Genomic DNA, 16968 nt, shown 5'->3' with positions numbered 1-16968 from the left:
AATCAACCTCCTGAATCTATTTATTTAAACTCTTATAAAGTTTCTTAAACTCCTTAATAAGATCAGATGTTATTCTGCCAAACCCATATCTTACTTCAATATAAATATTTCTCATTCTTTTCAATGAATTATCATTAAAAAGATCAGAGGTCTTCTTATAAACATCGTAAGTAGTATCAGAATATCTAATATCAGCCCCCATTTCTCTACTATCTAAAAGGTATTTCCTGTAGTATTCTCTAATAGGATTAAGATTATCTCTACCAAAAAGATTTTGAAGCATCTTTATTGGATTTAAAGAGGGGAATATAAATTCTTTTTCTTCTATATAGTTTTCTTCTTTTTTATACGTTCTATAAAATCTCTTCATTACCCAATATATAATTAAAATTACTGTTATCGTTACAAAGATATAAAAAGACACAATAATAATCTTATCTAATAAATCGGAAGTTATATGTCTTCTCTCCCAAAGGAATTTGAGAAATTTATTTATCTCGAGATTCATATTCATAATTTCTCTTGAAGATCTTCCAATTATTCCTCTGTTAGCCATAAAGGAGATAATAAAGTAAATTATTTTACCTATCACATATCCGATAATAATAAAGATAACTGAAATTAAAGTTATAAAAATGAAATAAATAAAAGAGAAAACATAACTTGCTACCCAAAACAATTTATCTCTCACAAAAGGTATACTCAAAAGCATAGAGAAAACAAGAATAGCCAAGGCATATCTAATATTTAAGGATATAAGATTTTTATCTTCCGGTTTATGCTCTAAATATCTTAAAGTTCTTAGCAGAATTATGCTTGATATAAAATACATCAACAAGGATGATGATACTACACTTTCTAAAATAATAAACTTACTAGTACTTATATATCTCATAACAAAAGTCGTAAGAAATAATAATAAAGCTAAGGGATAGGTTTTATTAAAATGCTCTAAAACTGAGCCATACGTAACATCCCTTTGGGTATAAAGAAGAAATAAAGTTAATCCTCCTAAAATTAATAAAAATAGTCTCTCATATATGGAAATTGGGACAAACAAAAGCAGTAGGAAAGGAAGAAAGATAAGTTTTTTATATTTCCTCTCAATAAAAACTCCACAAAGTAAAACAAAAACTAAGTAAAGATATGAAATATAATATATCTTAAGGTTGTAAAGCAGAATAATAGCTGTACCTATCAAAGAAAAAAGAAAAGAAACTCTTGCTAATAAATCAAGAAATATAAGCCACATTTTTATCCTTTTTAACCTCATATTTCAATATTCTTTCTGAAAGATAAGGAAAATTATCACCATTTATGGATATGACAATCACTTTTGTGAATTCTGTATCTAAGGAATTTATAATAGGAATATACTCTCTCAACACATAAGGAGTAATTATAACAAATGTAGAAATAAGTAGATTTCCCGTTCTAAAAAACTTCTTTATGGTCTCTTCAAAAGGTAAATTAACATTATAAGAAATTCTTCCTAAATACTCTAACAGCAAATATAGATGAGCCTCTCCTATCCCAGGATATATAGTGTTTTCATCCCTTGAAAGTCCATAAATCAAGGAATTAGTAGAAAAGCCAAAAGGAATCTTCTTCTCGTTAAAAGCTTCAGCTACTCCTCTTGCTATAGATATACATTTCTCAATACCTTCTTCATCCATATTAAACCAATAGGGCTTTGAGCATTCTACATTAAGAAGAATCATAACATTGTTTTCAAAGGTAAAATCAAAATTTTTAACCAATAATTCTCCATGTTTTAAAGACAAAGGCCAATGAATTGTTTTAGAAGGTTCTCTACCAGTATATTCCTTTACTCCTATTATCATGGTTGGATCTTCAATAATCCATCTCTTAACCGATATATCTCCATGATAATCTCCATAAGGTATCAACCCCTCTTCTAAATCCATCTTCTTAGGTAACACAACAATATCTTGCATATAATGTAAAGATTTAGTCTTAACCTTAAGCCCAAAAAAATCTCCCCCTAAAAGCTCCACATTACCAAAAATATATCTTCCTCTTTTATAACATGTAGCCAAATACTTTCTTCTTATCCTTTGAAAAGGTAATATAAAAAAAGTCATAGTATGATATAGAAAATTCTTCGTTCTTATCTTATCAACTTTAAACTTATAATCTAATGCTCCTGGAAGTTCCTCTACTACTTGCAAGAAAGTAACCGGTATAATTTTTTTGTTTTCTATTACAATTTCAATGAAAAACTCTTCTCCTGGTTCTATTAATTTTTTTGAAAAATATCTATGAAAGCTGAGACCTTCTAAAACATAATATTTAGAAAGCTCATTTATTATTAACCCTATAAGAATGACAAAAAATAAAATATAAATCAAGGTTAAATCTCCTCTACAGGTACTTTTATAGTTTCTAATAAGTTATTTATTACCTCATATATGTCTTTACTCTTCGAAGCCCCAATAGTGATTATACGGTGATTGAGAATAAAAGGAGCCAAATATTTTATATCCTCAGGAATAATATAATCCCTTCCATTAAATAATGCAAAAACCTGACTTGCTTTAAACAAAGCTACGCTTCCTCTTGGACTTACTCCAAGAAGTATAGATTCTGATTTTCTTGTTGAATCTATAATATCTAAGAGATAATCTATAACCTCCTTTGAAACCCTAACATTAATAAAATTCTCTCTTAAATAATTTATCTCATCAGTATCTACCACAGTATCTATATCCTCAAGCATATCCTTTTTCTTGTTTCTATTTATTATCTCTATTTCTTCTTCTCTATTGGGATATCCTATCTTTATTCTCATGAAAAATCTATCTAATTCAGCTTCTGGTAGAGGGAAAGTACCATAAGTTTCAACTGGATTTTGGGTTGCAAGAACCATAAAAGGATCAGGAAGTCTTCTTGTGACACCATCAACCGTTACTTGTTTTTCCTCCATAGCTTCTAATAAACTTGATTGAGTCCTTGGAGTTGCCCTATTAATCTCATCAGCTAAGATTATATTGGCAAATAATGGACCCGGTCTAAATTCAAATTCTCCCTTTTTTTGATTATAAAAATTTATACCTGTAAGATCTGATGGTAAAAGATCAGGAGTAAATTGTATTCTTTTAAAGCTTCCTCCTATTGTCTTCGCAAAAGCTTTAACCATTAGAGTTTTACCAAGTCCAGGAACATCTTCTATCAACACATGTCCCCCACAAATAAATGCAACCGCTATTAGCTCTATTATTTTCTCTTTGCCAACAATAACCCTTGAAACGTTTTTCAACACTTTTTCTTTAAAATCTATGTATTTTTCTATATCCATTGAAATTATCCTCCCATTATTTAGGTTCTTTTACTTTTTATTTTATCACTCTTTTAATATTAGGAGAATAAATTTTTTGAAGAATTAATCTTTTTCTAATAACACAATGTTTTCTACATGAAATGTATGAGGAAACATATCTACAGGTTGAACTTCTTTAACCCTATATCCAGAATTTACAAGAATATTTATATCGCGAGCCAAGGTTGAGGGATAACAGGATATGTAAATGATTTGCTTAACATTACTATTTATAACCGCATCCAAAAGAATCTTATCACATCCTTTTCTTGGTGGATCTAAAACCACTGCATCAGGAATTTTACCTTCAGAAATTAACCTGGGAATAACCTCTTCTGATCTACCCCAAATAAATTCTACATTTTTAACCTTGTTTATTCTGGTGTTTTTCCACGCATCTTCTATGGCTGATCTTTCTATCTCAATCCCATACACTTTTTTGGCCTTTTTAGATAAAAATAGAGATATAGTACCAATTCCACAATAAGCATCAAAAACTAAATTGCTATCTTCTGATAAATATTCTACAGCTTTACTATATAGTTTTTCTGTTTGTATCGAATTTACCTGAAAGAAAGAAACGGGAGAAATTTCAAAAATAAAATCCCCTATTTTGTCCTTTATGACCTCTTCTCCCCATATGAGTCTTGATTCCTCTCCAAATATCTCATTTGTACGCTTTGGATTAATATTAATATAAAATGATCTTAAATTTGGATGTTTGAATTTAAAATATCTTGCAATTTTCTTAGCATTATTAAGCATCTTCTTTGAAACTAAAATAACCATTAATTCATCAAAGGCAAAGGACCTGCGAGCTACCATAAATCTAATTTCTCCTTTGTGTTCTAATTCATTGTATATTTCTATCCTAAATTTCTTTATTGCCTCTTTAACTGTTTCAATAAGTCCGTCAGTATCCTCATGTTGAACTATGCACTTTTTAATATCCACAATATGATGAGTATTAGTTTTATAAAAACCAACTACTATTTTGCCATTTCTTCGCCCAACAGGAATCTTTGCCTTATTTCTATATCTATAAGGGTAATCCATACCAATAACAGGTTTAATATATACATTAACTTTACCAATTCTCTTAAATGTATCCTCAACTATCCTTCTTTTTAAATCCAATTGATATTCATAACTAACATGCATTAAATGGCAACCACCACATCTATAAAAAACATCGCATAGAGGAACAACCCTATGGGTATCTTTTTCAACGAAATCTACAATTTTACCTATAGCATAATCTTTTTTAGCTGTATGAATTCTGATCTTTACTATTTCACTAGGAAGGCCGTAATCAACAAATACCACAAATCCCTCAATATGGGCTATTCCTTGTCCTTGAGAATTAATCCCATCAATTTTTACTATGTATTCTTCCCCTACTTTTACCACTTTACTTAATCTCTAAATCCTCCTTTATCTTTCTATAAGCTAATTTGGCAAGTCCTCCCGCAACATGAGTCTTAAGCTCCTTTTTCTTAAACTCATCCTCAAGAATATCCAATACTATATCTGGATCTGCCTTTAATATATTTCTAACAGTCTGCTTAGTCAGTCCTAAAAATTCTGCAATCTCAGTCTCCGTTTTCATATATCTGTCCCTTAGTACTACTGCATAACATGCTTCAATTAAACTTGGTACCCAAGTAAGATTTCTAAAAAGAATCAATTTCCTTGGTCCCCCCAAAATCTCCAATGTTTTCAAAAAAGTTTTCATAGCAATATTATCAAGCTCATCCTCTTGTAAAGGAATATCTTCACCACTAAGAATTGGCATCTAATTTCACCCCCTTAGAAAGTTCTTTTAAAGATGGTCCTATTCTTACTAAACCATTCCTATCAATTTCAAGAAGAAAAGTATCTGTACTATGTCCACACATTCTACAACCATCTATCCTAAAAAGTCTAACCAGTTCTCCTAAAGGACGCTTATATATTCTTTCCATATATTGGCTACTTATAAGCACCTTTGAAAGTACCATGGTACCATCTACTATATGGGAAATAGCAAAGCCTCCAGCTGCTTCAGCTGAGAACTCTTCTTGGCTTGATCTCTTTTGAGATATAAATATGGCTGTTTGGTACCACTTTTTCATAAAGTTGAAAAGTTGTCTCACTATTACTCTTGCCATCATCTCTTTTGCTTCATATAAACCAGTTATTGAATCAATAACAGTAAATTTTATTTTATATTTTTTAATAGCATGTGCAAGAGTTGCAAGAAGTGTAGGAACATCCTCTCTTAATTTAGAATAAGAAGCTGCATCAATAAAAACTATATTATCGTCTATAACATTTTCCTCTACTCCCATAGCTACAGCTCTTGATTTCATAGATGTAGCCACAAAATGTGCCGGAGACTCTACTGTAATAAAGGCAACTGAATAGCCAAGAGAAGCCTGCTTTATTGCAAATTGTTCCCCCATTAAACTCTTTCCAGTATCTGATATACCAGTCAAATTAAAAACACTATATTGAGGAATACCTCCTAAAGATACAACTTTTGTTTTTCCCTTTTCTATTTTAGTGGTAAAAAATAAATTATCTAATCCCTCAATTCCTGTAGGTACTCCTCTTATCTCTACTGCTCTATCACCTATATCTCTTAAAGATAATATTGCATCTTCTACAACTTCATATTGAGACTGATACACCTTCTCTTCTTTCTCCATAATAATTCCCCCTTAAAAAAATTATTTTTAATTCAAGTCTCAAAAGTAGTATATCATAGAAAAATCCCCTGGGAGGGGAGACCCAGGGGATATGGTGTTAAAGAGATTAAAAGGGTTTAAAGTTGAATTAATAGATCAACTAAAAATTGGTTCTTTATCAAAATCTAAGGAATCTATCATTTGTTTAATTATTTTTGCAGAATTCAATAATTCCTCTACTTCCTTTTCAGAAAGTTTTATATTTAATACCTTTTCAACCCCATTTCTATTTATTATAGAAGGCAAACTTAATGGAATATCGTTTATACCTAATATATCTTTATGTACTGAAGATACAGGCAAAATTCTATTTTCATCCCTCAAAATAGCTTCAACAATATTTACTAAAGCTAAGCCTATAGCATAATATGTTGCTCCTTTAAGTTCAATCACCTTATAAGCAGATTCTCTTACTTCTTTCAAAATATTCTCCATAACTTCTTGAGTAAAGCAATTTTTACCACATACAGGACAAAAATCAGATATGTGAATTCCACCAATATGGGTTAAACTCCAAGCTGCAACAGCAGAATCGCCATGTTCACCTATTATATAGGCATTAACCGATCTTGGGTCTACATTACAATGTTGAGAAAGAAGATATGCAAATCTTGAACTATCAAGTACAGTTCCAGAACCTATTACTCTTTGTCTTGGGAAACCAGAAAGCTTATAAGTAACATAAGTAAGTACATCTACTGGATTTGTCACCACCAAGAAAATCCCATTAAATCCAGATTCTAATATTTTTGGAATTAAATCTTTAAATATTTGTAGATTTCTATCAATAAGTTGTAATCTTGTTTCACCAGGTCTTTGCTTTGCTCCTGCAGTAATAACTACTAAATCTGAATCTTTTGCTTCTCTTAATTCTCCAGCCTTTATTATTGTAGGTTTAGTAAAAGATACCCCATGAGAAAGATCCATGGCTTCTCCTAAAGCCCTATTCTTATCTATATCAAACAAAACAATTTCCCTAGCTATACCTCTCTGCATTAAGCTATAAGCAAAAGAAGATCCTACAAAACCCGCCCCTACTATAAATACCTTGTTTCTCATATAATCACCTACCTTTTTAGTCCAAATTCCATATAATAATAACTTAAAAACAATGCAAAGTCAACAATTTTTGTGTTAAAATTATCTAAAAAACAATTAGAAAGGATGGGAGCACAAAATGGACTTATTTGATAAATTTAGAAATATAGGACCTGATCATTTCTTAAATGAAGCAAGAGTAGCTATAGATCAAGGCATTTATCCATTCTTTCTTCCGTTAGAAGAGACAGAAGGTACAGAAGTAGTTATTAATGGTAGAAGATTAATAATGCTTGGTTCTAACAACTATCTTGGTCTAACTACCCATCCCAAAGTAAAAGAAGCAGCCATAAAAGCCATTAAAGAATATGGTACAAGTTGTACTGGATCACGTTTTATGAATGGAACTTTAAAACTTCATAAAGAATTAGAAGAGAAACTTGCAGAATTTCTCCATAAAGAGGCAGCTTTAGTATTTTCTACAGGTTATCAAACCAATTTAGGAACAATATCTGCTTTAATAGGTAAAGGAGATATTGCAATTACAGATAAGGAAGATCATGCTTCTATTATTGATGGATGTAGACTATCTCAGGGAGAAATGAAAAGGTTTAAACATAATGATATGGAGGATTTAGAAAAAGTGCTTGCTTCTTGCCCTGACAATGCAGGAAAATTGATAATAGTAGACGGTATATTTTCAATGGCAGGAGATATTGCACCACTCCCAGAAATTATCAAACTCTGTGAAAAATATAATGCCAGGTTGATGGTAGATGATGCCCATTCTATAGGAGTATTGGGTGATCACGGTAGAGGTACTGCTAATTATTTTGGAGTAGAAGATAAAGTAGATATTATAATGGGTACTTTTAGTAAATCTTTTGCCAGTCTTGGAGGTTTTATAGCAGGAGATGAAGACACCATTTTTTATGTACAACATACAGCACGGTCCTTTATATTCTCTGCTAGCATGTCTCCTGCCAATACTGCAGCTGCTTTAGCAGCATTAGAAGTTATGCAAGAAGAACCTGAAAGAATAGAGCATCTATGGAAAATTAGCAATAGAATGAGAGAGGGATTAAAATCTTTAGGTTTTGATATTGGAAATAGCTGTACCCCTATTATACCCATATATATAAGGGATCGATGGAAAACCATATATATGTGGAAAGAGCTTTTTGACTTAGGAGTTTATTGTAACCCTGTACTTCCGCCTGGTGTTCCACCTAATCAATCTCTTCTAAGAACAAGTTATATGGCAACTCATACTGAAGATCAAATTGATAGGGCCTTAGAAATTTTTGAAAAGGCAGGGAAAAAACTTGGAATCATCTAAAAACATAAAATTTATAAACTATGCAATAAAAGAATTTATAGATCTACTTGCCTCAAAGGAACCTGCACCTGGAGGAGGAGCTGCAGCAGCCTTAGTTGGAAGTATTGGGGTTGCATTATCATCTATGGTTGCAAATTTAACCATAGGAAAAGAAAAATTTAAAGATAAAGAGGAATTAATGGAAGAAATTGTAGAAAAAAATGAAAAACTACAGAAAGAATTATTAGATCTTATAGAAAAAGATGCTGAAGCCTTTAATAAAGTAGCAGAAGCCTTAAAACTTCCTAAAAATAATCCTGAAGAAAAGGAAAAAAGGAAAGAAATATTAGAAAATACATTAAAAGAAGCATCATTAGTACCCCTTGAAGTCATGAAAAAGAGTTTAGAAGCCCTAAAAATTCTTGAAAATACCTTAGGAAACTCCAACCCTAATGCGGTAAGTGATATTGGTGTAAGCGCCTTATGTCTTAAATCTGCTATTCAGTCCGCTTGGCTTAATGTTAAGATAAATCTTGTTAGTATAAGGGATAAAAATTTTGTTAATGAAATTCAAAGGCAAGCTGAATCTTTATTAGAAGAGGGGATTCAGCTTGCCGACAGAATATACGAAGAGGTAGAAAGTGTTCTTCAAATATCTTAAAATACAAAAGCTGACTTTACTAATCCATACTTTCCCCTAAAAAAGTTCATCTGTATTGCTTTTTTATACTCATCCAACTTAAAGGTAAGGGTAAGTAGAGGTGATAGATCTAAACCTTCCTTCATTAAAGTAAGAGCTATTTCATAACCTCTTTTTCTCTCTCCTCTAAATATCTCACCACTACTACTATTTGTCCCTGCAACCTTTAATTCTTTAAACCAGACAAAGGTCCAATCCACTTTTTTGGTAATTCCCACCAAACCTACAAATACTGTTTTTCCTCCTTGTTTAGTAAGTCTCAATGCATCATCAATAGAATCATCGCTTCCCACACATTCGAATACTATATCTGCACCTCCAACCACAACAGGCTTTCCTAAAACGGGTTTTAATACTTCACCTCCAGTCATCTCTACAATCTTTTTATATAATTTAGACTTTTCTAACCCTTTAGTATATATAACCTCATCTGCCCCATAATGTTTTGCAAAATCTCCTTGAAATTTATATCTCGCAAGAACTATGATTCTCGCCTTACTTCCTAAAGCTCGCAATGAACTTACAACATTTATTCCTATACTTCCTGCCCCGACCACTAAAACTGTATCTGTATCCTTGGGAAAATTTCTCATAACAGGATGTAATGCAGAACAAAATGCATCTACTAAAATGGCATTCTCATTTGTAATTTTATCTGGCACTTTAAATAATTGAAACTCATGGGCCACATAATATTCTCCCCAGCTTCCTCCTGTATCCCTACATGCTCCAATCATTAGTGCAGGTGATACACTTCCCTTATTAAAATTAAAACATTGAGAAAACTCCCAATTTTGACACTTCTCACAAGGTGGATCTATATCCCTTGCCCTACAAGAGAGAGTTGGATCAGCAATCACTCTATCTCCTACCTCAAAACCCTCCACTTCTTCACCTTTCTCTACAATTACTCCTAAATTTTCATGCCCTATAACAAAAGGAAAAGACGCAAAGGGAGAAGTTGCAGGACTATCATGAAGTTTTATAAGACCAATATCACTCCCACAAATTCCCCCCATAAGAGTTTTTATCTTTACCCACTTAGGTCCTGGAAGTTTTGGCTCTGGAAAATCTCCATATCTTATACATGAAAGTACATTATAATAAAAAGAATAGTGAATATTTCCTAAGGTTTTACTTAGCAAATATCGAGGGATACTCTCTTCAAACCATATTGCTTTCATAACAATCCCTCCTAAGTATTTTTTATTGCCTATTATACTACTTATAATGTGGCCTCATATAATTCATCAAAATAATTTTGAAGATCTTGTCCCTCTAATAACTTCCTTCCAAAAGCACTTCCCACTATCACACCATCTACTAAACCATATAAATTTTCAATTTGATTTCTATTCCTTATACCAAACCCCCAAATCAAAGGTTTATCTGTTTCCAATCTTACTTCTCTTGCAAAATTAATTCCCTCTTGAGGAAGTTCATCTCGTTCACCTGTAACACCCTTAACCGATATAAAATAAAGAAAGCTTGGAGCTATTTTTATAATCTTTTCTCTTCTTTCCTTCCTTGTGGTAGGTGATATAAAAAGCACTAAATCTAAACCATATTTATTGAAAATGGGTAAAAGATCTTCACTCTCCTCAAGAGGAAGATCTGGTATGACAAGACCTTTTATTCCAATATCCTTAATTTTTTGAAGTCTTTCTTCTAATCTATCATACAGAAGATTAAAGTATAAAAGAAAAACTACATCTACCATTTTTGGTATCTCTGTATCTTTCAACCAACTTAATGTATTTTCCAAACTTACTCCACTTAGAATAGCTCTATAATTAATTTCTTGAAGTACAGGGCCATCTGCTACAGGATCAGAGAAGGGAATACCAAGTTCCAATATATCAATCTTATCTTTATTTTTAATAATAAAATTCTCTAAAAACTTAAAATCAGGAAAGCCAGCTACAAAAAAAGGTACAAAAACTAATTTCTTTTTTCTGTTTATTATTTTATATTGAAGGTTACTCATTTTTCCCCTCCCATAGAGCATAAATTATTCCAAGATCTTTATCTCCTCTCCCTGATAAATTAACAATTATAAGAGGTTCTTTTTCAGGAAAATCATCTCTATGCTCTATCAGATATCCTATAGCATGAGCACTCTCTAAAGCTGGAACTATACCTTCTAATTCTGAAAGGGCATAAAATCCTTTTATTGCTATATCATCAGTAGCAATATCATACTTCACCCTTCCTATTTTAGCTAAGTAACTATGTTCGGGACCAACCCCTGGATAATCAAGACCAGCAGAAACAGAGTGAGTAGGAGAAACATTACCATTTTCATCTTGGATAAGATACATTTTAGCACCATGAAGTATTCCAACTTTGCCAAAGTTTATACTTGCTGAATGTAGACCTGATTCTATACCCTTTCCTCCTCCCTCTACTCCTATAATCTTTACATTATCCTCTAAAAAGGGATAGAAAAGCCCTATAGAGTTACTACCACCGCCTACTGATGCAATAAGATAATCAGGTAATCTACCTTCAATTTCTAAAATCTGCTTTCTTGCCTCATCTCCTATTACCCTTTGGAAATCTCTTACAATCATAGGATAAGGATGAGGACCAACCACAGATCCTAAAAGATAATAACTATCTTCTGGATGAGCGACCCAATCTCTTAAAGCCTCATTTATTGCCTCTTTTAATGTCCTTGATCCTACCTTTACAGGAACAACTTCAGCTCCTAACAACTTCATTCTCAACACATTCATCTCTTGTCTTTTACAATCTTCTTCTCCCATATATACAGTACACTTAAAACCAAATAGTGCAGCTACAGTAGCAGTAGCAACACCATGCTGACCAGCTCCTGTTTCTGCTATTAATCTTTTTTTATTCATGTATTTAGCAAGTAATGCTTGTCCTACTGCATTATTGATTTTATGAGCTCCTGTATGACAAAGATCTTCTCTTTTCAAATATATCCTTGCTTTTAGCTTCTCAGAAAGTTTTGAGGCATAATATAGAGGAGTAGGTCTACCCACAAAATTTCTTAAATAATATTCATATTCCTTTTTAAAATTTTCATCTTGTTTTAGCTTATAGTATGCTAATTCCAGCTGTAATAAAGGTTCCATCAAAGTTTCAGGAACAAATCTTCCCCCAAACTCACCAAAATAGCCCCTTTCATCAGGAAGCTTTTCCGTCCTCATAACTGTAATCCCTCACCTTTCTCATAAATTTTGATATTTTTAAAAGGTCCTTCTTACCTATTTCAAATTCCACACCACTCGAAAGATCTATACCAAATGGTTTTAACCTAAGAACATCATAAACATTATCTTCTCTAATTCCACCTGCTATAATCGTTTTTGAGTTTATAATCCTTTTAGCCCTGCTTAGAAACTCCTCAAAAGATAAAGCAGAATTTTTACTCCTATCTAAAAGAACATAGGAAAACTGAGAAAAATAACTAACTCTTTCAGCCCAGTCTTCATACTTATCTATGTTTATTGCCTTTATAAGAAAATACTCTCTAAACTTTTTCATAAACTCTAAATTCTCATCTCCATGAAACTGAATACCATCTAAAGAAGCAATGTCGAGAATTCTTTTAATTTCTTCTTCGCTCTGATTCATAAAAACTCCAATCTTCATAATTTTTAATCTATTAAGATGATGACTAAGCTTTTCAAGCTTTTCAAAAGATGTAAATCTTGGTGACCATGGTACAAAAACCAAACCAATAGCTGAAACTCCTTCTATTTCACAATGTAATGCAGTAATAATATCAGTTATTCCACAGATTTTAATCCACATCCTTCATATAGCTCCTTTATCTTTTCCTTGGGATTTTCTGAAGTTACAATACTTTCCCCTACAAGCACAGCTCTAACTCCATACCCGTATAAAATTTTAATATCTTCTTTATCTTTGATACCACTTGCACTAATTACAAAAATATCCTTAGGAATGTATGATAAAAGTCTTATAGTATTTTTAATGTCAACTCTAAAACTACTAAGATCTCTATTATTTATCATTACTATTCGAGGATTTAGTTTTAAAACCTTCTTCAAATCCCTTTCATCATAGATTTCTATGATGGGTTCCATATCAAGATTCATAATAAGCCTATATAAAGACTCCAGATCTTCCACTGGTAGTATTCTTGCAATAAGCAAGATAGCATCAGCTCCTAATAATCTACCTTCATATATCTGCTCTGGAATAAGAATAAAATCTTTTTGAAGAAGGGGTTTTTTAGTAATATTCCTTGCTAGTTGAAGATTAGCAAGAGTAGCAGAGAAACTTTCTGCAGTAAGAATAGATATTGCAGAAATTTCATCTGCCATATCATAAATTCTTAAGATTTCAGAAATACTTTGAGACATGAGACTACCTTTTACAGGAGAAGATGGTTTTACTTCAGCTATTATATTAAATCTATTTTTTACGAGAGTATTGAAAAAAAAGTCCTTTTCTTTATATGGAAAAGATGTTGGTATTTTATATATTCTGTTATATATTATTTTTCTCTTCTCCTCTACAAGTTTATCTAATATGTTCATTCATTACCCCTCCTCAATTTCTCTAAATATTCATAGGTTTTACCAGAAAGAATATGGTTCTTTACATTATCAAACCCTTCTTTAACACTATTGACCTTCCCTAAAACCCAAAGAGCAAAAGAAGCATTTAAAGCAACAATATCAGTTTGAGCATCAGTTCCTTCCCCTTTAAAAATACTTTCCAAAATCTTAGCATTTTCTTCTGCAGTACCACCTAAGAAATCCTCAAATTTATACCTTTTTAAACCAATATCCTCAGGGGTAAAGTCAAAATAATCTATTTTATTACCTTTTACATAAGCCATAACTGTAGTACCACAAAGAGAAATCTCATCTATACCGTCATCCTTTCCATGATAGAATAAAATATTCTCTCTTCCCAAAATAGAAGCTGCCTCTGCCATTTTCTTCATCAAATTTTCAGAATATACCCCTATTATCTGGCCTTGCAATTTTGCTGGATTAAGCATAGGACCCGCCATATTAAAAATTGTTCCAATTCCTAACTCTCTCCTTACTTTTACTGCCTTTCCTACAACAGGATGGAAATAAGGAGCAAAAATTATACCTAGATTATTAGTGTCAATATTTTTAGCTATCTCCTCAGGATTATCACTACACTTAAAGCCTAAAACCTCAATAACATCGATACTTCCTGACTTACTGGACATGGCCCTATTACCATGCTTTGCCACTTTTATTCCCATACTTGCTAAAACAAATGCTACTGCAGTAGAGATATTAAAAGTATTAGACTTATCCCCTCCTGTACCACACACATCAATTGCAGGAGAAACATTTGGGATTTTTTTAGCTTTCTCAAACAGCCCAGAAACAAAACCTGCAATCTCTTCCGGATCTTCTCCTTTAACCCTTAATCCCAACAAAAATGCCCCCAATTGTGCTTCTGTAAGCTCTCCCATATCCAAAATCTCAACTACATTTTTTGCTTCCTCAAATTTTAAATTTTTACCCTCAGATATTTTTTTAATATATTCTTTCATAATCATTACAAAACACCCCCTATTTTGAGGAAATTTTTAATTATATCCTTTCCAGATGGTGTAAATATGGACTCTGGATGAAATTGAAGACCATAAACTGGATTATCTTTATATTGAATTCCCATAATTAATTTATCTAAAGTCCAAGAAATTACTTTTAAATCAGGATGTAAGGTCTCCATATCCACTACTAATGAGTGATACCTGGTAGCTTGGAAGGGATTTTCTATGCCATTAAAGATAGGATTTCTATCATGATAAATAAGAGAAACTTTGCCATGCATAGGAATAGGTGCTCTTATAACTTTTGTGCCAAAAGCTGATGCTATAGCCTGATGTCCCAAACATATACCAAGAATGGGTAATTTATCCTTAAACTCTTTAACCACAGGAATACTTATACCTGCATTTTCAGGTATAGATGGACCTGGTGATATAACTATTGCCTTAGGTTTTAATCTATTTATATCACCCAAAGATATATGATCATTTCTATAAACTAAAACATCTGTATACTCTGCTAAGTATTGATAAAGATTATAAGTAAAGGAATCATAATTATCTATTAACAAAATCATAATCCATCTCCCCCGCCGCCTTTATAGCTTCAAATAATGCTTTCGCCTTATTTATACATTCCTCATATTCTCGTTTCTTTATAGAGTCATAAACAATACCAGCACCAGTTTGTAAATAAAGGTTTTTCCCATCTAAAAAGAATGTCCTTATGGTAATACATGTATCTAAATTTCCATTTAACGATAAGTAACCAACACCTCCTGCGTAGGGTCCTCTTCTATATTTTTCAAGTTCTTCTATAATTTCCATTGCTCTAACCTTGGGTGCTCCAGAAACTGTCCCTGCAGGGAAGGAAGCTCTTAATACTTCAAGAGGATGAATTCCCTCTTTTATTCTACATGATACCGTACTAACAAGATGCATAACATGAGAGTATTTCTCTATTTTCATTACATTTTCTGCCCTCACTGTTCCTATTTCAGCTACTCTCCCAAGATCATTTCTTGCTAAATCAAGAAGCATAATATGTTCTGCTCTCTCTTTTTCATCCTTTAATAGCTCCTCTTCCAAGTTTCTATCCTCTTCTTCCGTTTCTCCCCTTCTACGAGTTCCAGCAATAGGTCTTATCTCAGCCCTGTCACCTTCTACTTTTACCAAAGCCTCTGGAGAAGAACCAATAAGATACCTATTTTTAAATTTCAGATAAAACATATAAGGAGAAGGATTTATCAATCTTAAGGCCCTATATAAGAGATAGGGATCTCCTTCATATTCGGTATAGAATCTCTGAGAATAAACAACTTGAAAAATTTCTCCAGCCTTAATATATTCAATTGCCTTCTCCACGTTACTTTCATATTCTTCTTGATAAGTTAGAGCTTCAATAGAAAACTCCTTTTTATAAGCTGGTACTCTTTGTGACTCTTTTTTAAATAGTTCCTTTATTTGAGCTAATCTTTCATTAATTCTCTCTTTTAATATTGGGTTTTCAATTTCTTCTTCTGGAACAACAAAAATTACACTTATTTTTCTTTTCAAATGATCAAAAACAACAAGAAAATCTACTAACTGGAACTCAGCCATAGGAAAGTTTAAATTATCTAAGGTTAATTCAGGAATTTTTTCCCACTGTCTCACAATATCGTAACTAAAATAACCCACAATACCCCCAATAAATCTTGGAAGTTCCTTCTTATTCCTTACATTTAAAACAGGATACTTTTGGGCAAGATAATTAATAATGTCATAATTTACATTCTTATCAAAACTCAAAATTTCTTTAGGTCCCCAGCTTATAAACGAATACCTACCAATCCTTTCTCCTCCTTCAGCACTCTCAAGAAGAAAAAGATATTCTTCTTCTCTTATCTTAGAGAGAAGACTGGTAGGAGTCTCATAATCTCCAGGAAAATCAAAAACCAAAGGAACATAGGTCTCTGTCATAATTTTCTCCATAAGCTTTCACCTCCTTTTTACGAAGCTCAAAAGCCTATAAATAAAAAACCCTCTCACCCTTTAAAGGGCGAGAGGGTTTACTCTCGCGGTGCCACCTTTCTTGAGCATCATTGCCCATCTCTTTTTCGGGTACAGGAGAACACCATCGACTCCGATACCCTTTACCCTGATAACGGTGGCAACTCCGGCATAGCTTACTCGGGAAGACTAATTTCTTCCCTTTCAGTATGCAGCTCCCAGGCCCATTCACTCCCCGCGCTGATAGCCGGCTTCCACCTTACCCGGCCTCTCTGGATCCCGCTTGGGAGCTACTCCTCCTGTTCACAG

General features: G+C 32.6%; 17 protein-coding genes and 1 other annotated feature (1 of these 18 only partly in view). Of the genes, 2 read left to right on the top strand and 15 right to left on the bottom strand.

Translation table 11 applies throughout. The features are described 5' to 3' along the window. Window positions 1-16: 16 nt before the first annotated feature. The 7 genes from ACY3JJ_RS03800 to ACY3JJ_RS03770 all read right to left on the bottom strand — a co-directional run bounded on the left by ACY3JJ_RS03800 (window position 17) and on the right by ACY3JJ_RS03770 (window position 7128). Window positions 17-1252, bottom strand: a complete 1236-nt coding sequence (locus tag ACY3JJ_RS03800) for a hypothetical protein (protein ID WP_463092459.1) — start codon at window positions 1250-1252, stop codon at window positions 17-19. Next, window positions 1233-2372 carry a DUF58 domain-containing protein gene (locus ACY3JJ_RS03795; protein ID WP_463092458.1) on the bottom strand — a complete coding sequence of 380 codons (1140 nt, stop codon included), beginning with the start codon at window positions 2370-2372 and terminating at the stop codon, window positions 1233-1235. Before ACY3JJ_RS03795 ends, ACY3JJ_RS03800 begins: the two co-directional genes overlap by 20 nt. Window positions 2373-2374: 2 nt before the next feature. Further along, on the bottom strand, window positions 2375-3319 hold the full coding sequence (locus ACY3JJ_RS03790) for an AAA family ATPase (RefSeq protein WP_463092457.1): 945 nt from the start codon (window positions 3317-3319) through the stop codon (window positions 2375-2377). Window positions 3320-3403: 84 nt separating this feature from the next. Further along, entirely contained in the window at window positions 3404-4750 is a 1347-nt protein-coding gene (gene rlmD, locus ACY3JJ_RS03785) for a 23S rRNA (uracil(1939)-C(5))-methyltransferase RlmD (protein ID WP_463092456.1), read from the bottom strand. A 1-nt stretch (window position 4751) separates the two neighbouring features. After that, a complete protein-coding gene (locus tag ACY3JJ_RS03780; protein WP_463082501.1) occupies window positions 4752-5135 on the bottom strand; it encodes a regulatory domain protein in 384 nt (127 codons plus the stop codon). Next, entirely contained in the window at window positions 5122-6030 is a 909-nt protein-coding gene (locus ACY3JJ_RS03775) for a KaiC domain-containing protein (protein WP_463082502.1), read from the bottom strand. Before ACY3JJ_RS03775 ends, ACY3JJ_RS03780 begins: the two co-directional genes overlap by 14 nt. A 135-nt stretch (window positions 6031-6165) precedes the next feature. Further along, window positions 6166-7128, bottom strand: a complete 963-nt coding sequence (locus ACY3JJ_RS03770) for an L-lactate dehydrogenase (protein WP_463092455.1) — start codon at window positions 7126-7128, stop codon at window positions 6166-6168. 118 nt (window positions 7129-7246) lie between these two features. On the opposite strand from ACY3JJ_RS03770, the gene ACY3JJ_RS03765 reads away from it, so the two are divergent. Together ACY3JJ_RS03765 and ACY3JJ_RS03760 are read left to right on the top strand one after the other, a co-directional pair. Further along, on the top strand, window positions 7247-8446 hold the full coding sequence (locus tag ACY3JJ_RS03765; RefSeq protein WP_463082504.1) for an aminotransferase class I/II-fold pyridoxal phosphate-dependent enzyme: 1200 nt from the start codon (window positions 7247-7249) through the stop codon (window positions 8444-8446). Then, a complete protein-coding gene (locus ACY3JJ_RS03760; RefSeq protein ID WP_463082505.1) occupies window positions 8433-9086 on the top strand; it encodes a cyclodeaminase/cyclohydrolase family protein in 654 nt (217 codons plus the stop codon). The genes ACY3JJ_RS03765 and ACY3JJ_RS03760 overlap by 14 nt, the downstream gene beginning before the upstream one ends. Here ACY3JJ_RS03760 and ACY3JJ_RS03755 read toward each other — a convergent pair. From ACY3JJ_RS03755 to trpE, 8 genes are read right to left on the bottom strand one after another with little or no spacing between them, the layout of a single operon-like run. Further along, the gene (locus ACY3JJ_RS03755; protein WP_463092454.1) at window positions 9083-10309 is read right to left on the bottom strand and encodes a zinc-dependent alcohol dehydrogenase; all 1227 of its coding nucleotides are present in this window, start codon (window positions 10307-10309) and stop codon (window positions 9083-9085) included. The genes ACY3JJ_RS03760 and ACY3JJ_RS03755 overlap by 4 nt on opposite strands. A gap of 41 nt (window positions 10310-10350) precedes the next feature. After that, window positions 10351-11112 (bottom strand): tryptophan synthase subunit alpha, encoded by a 762-nt coding sequence (trpA, locus tag ACY3JJ_RS03750; protein ID WP_463092453.1) that lies wholly within the window; start codon window positions 11110-11112, stop codon window positions 10351-10353. Beyond that, a complete protein-coding gene (trpB, locus tag ACY3JJ_RS03745; RefSeq protein ID WP_463092452.1) occupies window positions 11105-12304 on the bottom strand; it encodes a tryptophan synthase subunit beta in 1200 nt (399 codons plus the stop codon). Before trpB ends, trpA begins: the two co-directional genes overlap by 8 nt. After that, window positions 12282-12911: a phosphoribosylanthranilate isomerase gene (locus ACY3JJ_RS03740; protein WP_463092451.1), complete on the bottom strand. Its 630-nt coding sequence runs from the start codon at window positions 12909-12911 to the stop codon at window positions 12282-12284. Before ACY3JJ_RS03740 ends, trpB begins: the two co-directional genes overlap by 23 nt. Beyond that, a complete protein-coding gene (locus ACY3JJ_RS03735; RefSeq protein WP_463092450.1) occupies window positions 12887-13663 on the bottom strand; it encodes an indole-3-glycerol phosphate synthase TrpC in 777 nt (258 codons plus the stop codon). The genes ACY3JJ_RS03740 and ACY3JJ_RS03735 overlap by 25 nt, the downstream gene beginning before the upstream one ends. Then, window positions 13660-14673, bottom strand: coding sequence for an anthranilate phosphoribosyltransferase (gene trpD, locus ACY3JJ_RS03730; protein WP_463092449.1), 1014 nt, complete (start codon window positions 14671-14673; stop codon window positions 13660-13662). The genes ACY3JJ_RS03735 and trpD overlap by 4 nt, the downstream gene beginning before the upstream one ends. Beyond that, window positions 14673-15245, bottom strand: a complete 573-nt coding sequence (locus tag ACY3JJ_RS03725) for an anthranilate synthase component II (protein WP_463092448.1) — start codon at window positions 15243-15245, stop codon at window positions 14673-14675. The genes trpD and ACY3JJ_RS03725 overlap by 1 nt, the downstream gene beginning before the upstream one ends. Further along, entirely contained in the window at window positions 15226-16641 is a 1416-nt protein-coding gene (trpE, locus tag ACY3JJ_RS03720; protein ID WP_463092447.1) for an anthranilate synthase component I, read from the bottom strand. Before trpE ends, ACY3JJ_RS03725 begins: the two co-directional genes overlap by 20 nt. A 60-nt stretch (window positions 16642-16701) precedes the next feature. After that, window positions 16702-16968: a binding site (T-box leader), on the bottom strand; it runs 7 nt beyond the window's last position.

The organism is Dictyoglomus sp. DH (assembly GCF_055181375.1).
The sequence above is the reverse complement of the archived record's forward strand: the minus strand, read 5'-3'. Positions and strand labels throughout refer to the sequence as shown.

Coding starts and splice junctions, on each gene's coding strand:
- ACY3JJ_RS03800 (WP_463092459.1), bottom strand. CDS start 1,252: ATGTGGCTTATATTTCTTGATTTATTAGCAAGAGTTTCTTTTCTTTTT.
- ACY3JJ_RS03790 (WP_463092457.1), bottom strand. CDS start 3,319: ATGGATATAGAAAAATACATAGATTTTAAAGAAAAAGTGTTGAAAAAC.
- ACY3JJ_RS03780 (WP_463082501.1), bottom strand. CDS start 5,135: ATGCCAATTCTTAGTGGTGAAGATATTCCTTTACAAGAGGATGAGCTT.
- ACY3JJ_RS03775 (WP_463082502.1), bottom strand. CDS start 6,030: ATGGAGAAAGAAGAGAAGGTGTATCAGTCTCAATATGAAGTTGTAGAA.
- ACY3JJ_RS03770 (WP_463092455.1), bottom strand. CDS start 7,128: ATGAGAAACAAGGTATTTATAGTAGGGGCGGGTTTTGTAGGATCTTCT.
- ACY3JJ_RS03765 (WP_463082504.1), top strand. CDS start 7,247: ATGGACTTATTTGATAAATTTAGAAATATAGGACCTGATCATTTCTTA.
- ACY3JJ_RS03755 (WP_463092454.1), bottom strand. CDS start 10,309: ATGAAAGCAATATGGTTTGAAGAGAGTATCCCTCGATATTTGCTAAGT.
- trpA (WP_463092453.1), bottom strand. CDS start 11,112: ATGAGTAACCTTCAATATAAAATAATAAACAGAAAAAAGAAATTAGTT.
- trpB (WP_463092452.1), bottom strand. CDS start 12,304: ATGAGGACGGAAAAGCTTCCTGATGAAAGGGGCTATTTTGGTGAGTTT.
- ACY3JJ_RS03740 (WP_463092451.1), bottom strand. CDS start 12,911: ATGTGGATTAAAATCTGTGGAATAACTGATATTATTACTGCATTACAT.
- ACY3JJ_RS03735 (WP_463092450.1), bottom strand. CDS start 13,663: ATGAACATATTAGATAAACTTGTAGAGGAGAAGAGAAAAATAATATAT.
- trpD (WP_463092449.1), bottom strand. CDS start 14,673: ATGATTATGAAAGAATATATTAAAAAAATATCTGAGGGTAAAAATTTA.
- ACY3JJ_RS03725 (WP_463092448.1), bottom strand. CDS start 15,245: ATGATTTTGTTAATAGATAATTATGATTCCTTTACTTATAATCTTTAT.
- trpE (WP_463092447.1), bottom strand. CDS start 16,641: ATGGAGAAAATTATGACAGAGACCTATGTTCCTTTGGTTTTTGATTTT.